Origin of the sequence: Pseudomonas sp. R62 (assembly GCF_000257605.1) — a bacterium.
Classification (GTDB): domain Bacteria; phylum Pseudomonadota; class Gammaproteobacteria; order Pseudomonadales; family Pseudomonadaceae; genus Aquipseudomonas; species Aquipseudomonas atacamensis.
The window spans coordinates 588,513-592,867 of the sequence record NZ_JH635999.1; the positions used below are offsets into that span (position 1 = coordinate 588,513).

The window sequence follows — 4,355 nt, forward strand, 5'->3', positions numbered from 1 at the left end:
GTCGATCAGCAGCCGTGAATAATTGGCGCTGAGCAACGTGGCGCCGAGTTGTTCCGACAACTGTTCGGCCAGTTGCAGCGCACCGATGTCCCAAGCGATATGTTCGCGCGCGGCCGCCTCGTCCAGGCCCAGATTGTTCAGGGCTTCGGGAATGTAGCGACTGGCGTGTTCGCACACGAGGATCAACGGGTTCGTCGAGTCCTCGCGGCTCAGGTTGTAGACCGGGCGGGTGTACAACCCAAGCTCGGCGGATTCAGTACAGGCGTGCATAGTGCTCACACAGGTCAGCGGGCGAGAGCTGTTCCGTCAGCGCCAGTTCCTCGGTTTTCAGGGCGTAATAAGTGTCGAGCAACGGCTTGGGCAGCCATTCGTTGAAGGCTGCGCTGTCACGCAGGCAATCCAGCGCCTGGGCCAGCGAGGCGGGCAGGGCGACGATGCCCCGGGCCTTGCGTTGCTCGTCGTTGAGTGAATCGGGAATTTCATCGGTAACCGCGTTCAGCGCCAGACGCTGTTCGATGCCCAGCCGCCCGGCAATCAGCAGCGCAGCCATGGCCAGATGTGGCGAGGCGGTAGCGTCCATGGCGCGGAATTCCAGGTTGAACTGCTGCGCGGCGGACTTGCCGCCCAGGGTCACAGTCGGGCAGATGCGCAGCGCCGCTTCACGGTTCTGCTGCCCCAGACACGCATACGAAGCGCTCCAGTGGTGCGGCTGCAAACGCTGGTAGGACAGCGGCGTCGGCGCGGTGAATGCGCACAGCGCCGGTAGAAAATGCAGGACTCCGGCAGCCCAATGCTGACCGATGCTCGACAGGCCGTTGCTGTTGCCAGCGTCGTAGAGCATCGGCTGGCCGGCCAGATCGAGCAGGCTGACGTGCAGATGGACACCGTTGCACACCGCCTCGGCGGCAGTCTTCGGCGCAAAACTCAGATCCAGGCCCATTTGCCGGGCGATTTCCCGGGCGATTTCCCGCACGTTGACCGCGCGATCCGCCGCCGCCACGCCAAGCGTCGGTCGGCAGGTGATTTCGTATTGGTGCTTGCCGTATTCCGGCAGGAACATTTCCGGCTCGACGCCGCCGGTGCGCAGGGCGCTGAGCAGCCAGCCGCCGAATTCGGCGCCCTGACGCTGCGCTTCGAGAGAGAACGCCGCGTGTTCAGCCACGCCAGCGTGCAGGTTGAATTCATGTTCGAAGGCGGCGTTGACCTGCAACCCCAGCTCATCGTGATAGCGCTCGATTTCATCGCGCAGCAATGTGCGTGGGCAGGCGCCCCATGCCTGGCCGTCGGTCTCACGAATGTCGGCGTGAATGAAATCCAGCACCGGTGCATTGGCGTCCGGGCCGCTGCCGACAGTGACGCGGCTGCTCAGATCGGGAATCAGCCGCAGGTCGCCATACGCGCCCCACGGATTGCTCGAAGCGATGATGTCTTGCGGCGTCAACGCGCTGTTGGCCGGGACCCAGCCGCAACCCGCTGCCTGGTAGTGCTCCAGCTCATCGCTGGGAAACGAGCGGCCACGGGTAATGCCGATCAGGTCGGTTGTCACCAGCGTGGTCATCGGTAAAGGCGTCAGGCGCGGGCTCATGGCTGCATCTCCTGCAAGCGACCGAGCACGGTGTCGGTGTCGGCGATCCAGCAGTAACCCTTGATCGCGTTGAGGCAGGCGTGATGGCGTTCAGCTGTGTAAGTGGCGCAGGCATCCTCCACCAGCGTGACCAGATAGCCACGGTCGGCGGCGTCGCGCACAGCCATGTCCACGCATTGGTCGGTGACGATGCCGGCGATGATCAGATGGCGGGTCTGCAGATTGCGCAGCACGTAATCGATGTTGGTTGAATTGAACACCCCGGAGGAGGTCTTCGGCAGCACGATTTCGTTTTCGGTCGGGGTCAGCTCAGCGATGACCTGAGCCTGCACGCTGCCCTTGGGCAGGTGCATGTCCGACAGTTTGTGATCCAGCGAGCGGTCGCGACCGTCGGCGGTCAGGCTTTCGATGATCGTGTGCAGCACGTTCTGCTGCGCCCGGCGAAAGGCGCCAAGCAGACGTTGTTGATTGGGCACCACTTGTTTGCGCGTGCGCTGGAGAAAATACTCGGCATCCGGCTCGCTCAGGTGTGGGTCGAATTGCGGTTCGAGCCAGGCGCGCTGCATGTCCACCAGCAACAAAGCGGTGTGGTTGGTCGCAAACGGCAGATCCCGAGGCGAGCGGTGGGGAAGGCTGAACATCCTTATTTGTCCTCCAGCAGGTGAGTCGCAAAGTCGTTGCGCAGGGCATCGATGCCTTCCAGGCGATCGGCCGGGTCCGGCACGCGCAAGGTCAGGCAGGCGATCAACGCCTCGACCTGCGCCAGCGCCGGCACCATGGTGTCGAACGGCGACGCCGATTCCACCGGCGCGCTGATGATCAGGTCGGCCAATTCGCGCAGCGGCGAGGCGTAGACATCGGTGAACAACACCACTCGCGCGTTGTTGTTTTTCGCCGCCTGCGCAACGCGCAAAGCTTGGGTCTGGTAGCGCCGGTAGTCGAACACCAGCACCACGTCCTGACGTTGCAGATCGTACAAACGGTCGGGCAGCAGGGCGTTGTCTTCCAGGGCGAAGCAGCCGGGACGCAGCAGACGCAAGTGGTTGAGCAGGTAATTGGCCAGCAGAATGCTGAAGCGGCCACCGAAACAGTAGACCTGATGGCGGCTGTCGAGCAGCCATTCCACGAGGATGCGCACGTCCTCAGGCTGGGTCAGGGCTTGAGTGTCGACCAGCAGACGCTGGCTGTCGGCCAGGTAATGCGCCCAGGCATCGTCCTTGTTCTGCTGCGAGCGCGGCTGCAACAAGGTGCGCGGTGAACGCAGGCGATGGTCCATGTCGCTGAGCAGGGCTTCCTGGAATTCGGCATAACCGCCGAAACCGAGCTTTTTCACCAGACGCACGATGGTCGGATCGCTGACGCCGGCATGTTCGGCCAGTCGCGCCATAGGCCCGAGACCGTTGCGTGGATACTGATCGAGCAGGGCGCGAACGACTTTGCGCTCCGATGGCGTCAGGTCCAGGCCGGGGTCGGTGATCAGGTCTCTGAGAGGGGGCATCCGGGCTCCTGCTGGATGGGGTGTCGAATTCGTTTCACAATCCGTTAAACGAGTATTTATGTAATGGGTGTTACATGTCTAGCTAATTTTTGTACAGGTTTTTCGAGCACCAAAAGTGTGCAAGGTGCCCGTGTAATAAGGGCTACGTCGAAGTAGCGCGCTGTTGTAGTCCTTTGCCGATTGCTGTGTCAGACATTACCTATCCCAAGCTCAGCGACGCGCCGGTGACAACCCTCAACGCCGAGGTTTTACGGCACAATGCGACGCGTATCGGCTGTGTGCCATTGTTTGTTTTATCTTTCGACCGAGAACCTGCTTGTGCCAAGTAGCCGTTTGACACTGATTTGCCATGCGCGAACCGTCGCACAGAAACTGGCGCGTTTTCCTACGGACGAGCCTGTTGAAAATCTGGCTGTTCCGTCCGACGCGTTCAGGGCGCGATTGGCGGTAACACGGCGGCTGGTGTGTGCCCCGGAGTTGAGAACTCAGCAAACGGCGGCATGGTTTGGCGTCGATGCGCAGATTGATCAAGCCCTGCGCGATTGCGATTGGGGACGCTGGCACGGCCAGTCGATCAAGGATCTGCAAGCCAACGAAAACCAGGCTTTGCAAGCCTGGCTGGCCGATCCTGAAGCGGCATCCCATGGCGGCGAATCAGTCAGGCAACTGACGCAGCGGGTGGCAAAGTGGCTGGACACAATCGCTGCAACGCCTGGACATGTCGTGGCGGTGACTCATCCGTTCGTCATGCGCGCGGCGCTGATGCAGGTGCTGCAAGGCGCGGCGTTCCACGCAATCGACATCGAACCGCTGGCGATGATCGACTTGCGCTTCAATGGCATCTGGCGACTACGCTTGCCGGGCATGGCCCTTGACGAGGAATTCTGATGAAACAGTTGTTGGTCATCGGCATTGGCGCCGGCAATCCGGACTACATCACCATGCAGGCGGTGAAAGCGCTGAATCGGGTCGATGTGTTCTTTCTGCTGGATAAAGGTCAGAGCAAGCAGACGCTGATCGATCTGCGCCGGGAGATCTGCGAGCGCTACATCACCGACCACGCTTATCGCTTTGTCGAAGCCAGCAGCCCGGAGCGCGAGCGCGGCGATGTCGACTACACGGCGAGCGTCGATGCACTGAATCGCGCCAAGCAGCAAACCTTCGAGCGGTTGATCAATGAAGAATTGTCCGACGGCCAGTGCGGCGGGTTTCTGATATGGGGCGATCCGGCGTTATACGACAGCACATTGCGGATTCTTCAGGCGCTTCAGG

6 protein-coding genes are annotated in these 4,355 nt (G+C 61.5%); 2 read left to right on the forward strand and 4 right to left on the reverse strand.

Going from position 1 to position 4,355, the window contains the following annotated elements:
* From OQK_RS21050 to OQK_RS21065, 4 genes are all read right to left on the reverse strand, one after another.
* On the reverse strand, window positions 1-270 hold a 270-nt coding region (locus OQK_RS21050; RefSeq protein WP_038861501.1), incomplete at its 3' end, for an N-formylglutamate amidohydrolase.
* Window positions 254-1,585, reverse strand: coding sequence for a glutamine synthetase (locus OQK_RS21055; RefSeq protein WP_016774127.1), 1,332 nt, complete (start codon window positions 1,583-1,585; stop codon window positions 254-256). The genes OQK_RS21050 and OQK_RS21055, both read right to left, overlap by 17 nt.
* Window positions 1,582-2,226 (reverse strand): isochorismatase family cysteine hydrolase, encoded by a 645-nt coding sequence (locus OQK_RS21060; RefSeq protein ID WP_016774128.1) that lies wholly within the window; start codon window positions 2,224-2,226, stop codon window positions 1,582-1,584. Before OQK_RS21060 ends, OQK_RS21055 begins: the two co-directional genes overlap by 4 nt.
* Before the next feature lie 2 nt (window positions 2,227-2,228).
* Window positions 2,229-3,083 (reverse strand): MurR/RpiR family transcriptional regulator, encoded by an 855-nt coding sequence (locus OQK_RS21065; RefSeq protein WP_016774129.1) that lies wholly within the window; start codon window positions 3,081-3,083, stop codon window positions 2,229-2,231.
* Window positions 3,084-3,341: 258 nt separating this feature from the next.
* Between OQK_RS21065 and OQK_RS21070 the strand changes: the two genes are divergently transcribed.
* Together OQK_RS21070 and OQK_RS21075 are read left to right on the forward strand one after the other, a co-directional pair.
* Entirely contained in the window at window positions 3,342-3,971 is a 630-nt protein-coding gene (locus tag OQK_RS21070; protein ID WP_371700037.1) for a histidine phosphatase family protein, read from the forward strand.
* On the forward strand, window positions 3,971-4,355 hold a 385-nt coding region (locus tag OQK_RS21075; RefSeq protein WP_016774131.1), incomplete at its 3' end, for an SAM-dependent methyltransferase. The genes OQK_RS21070 and OQK_RS21075, both read left to right, overlap by 1 nt.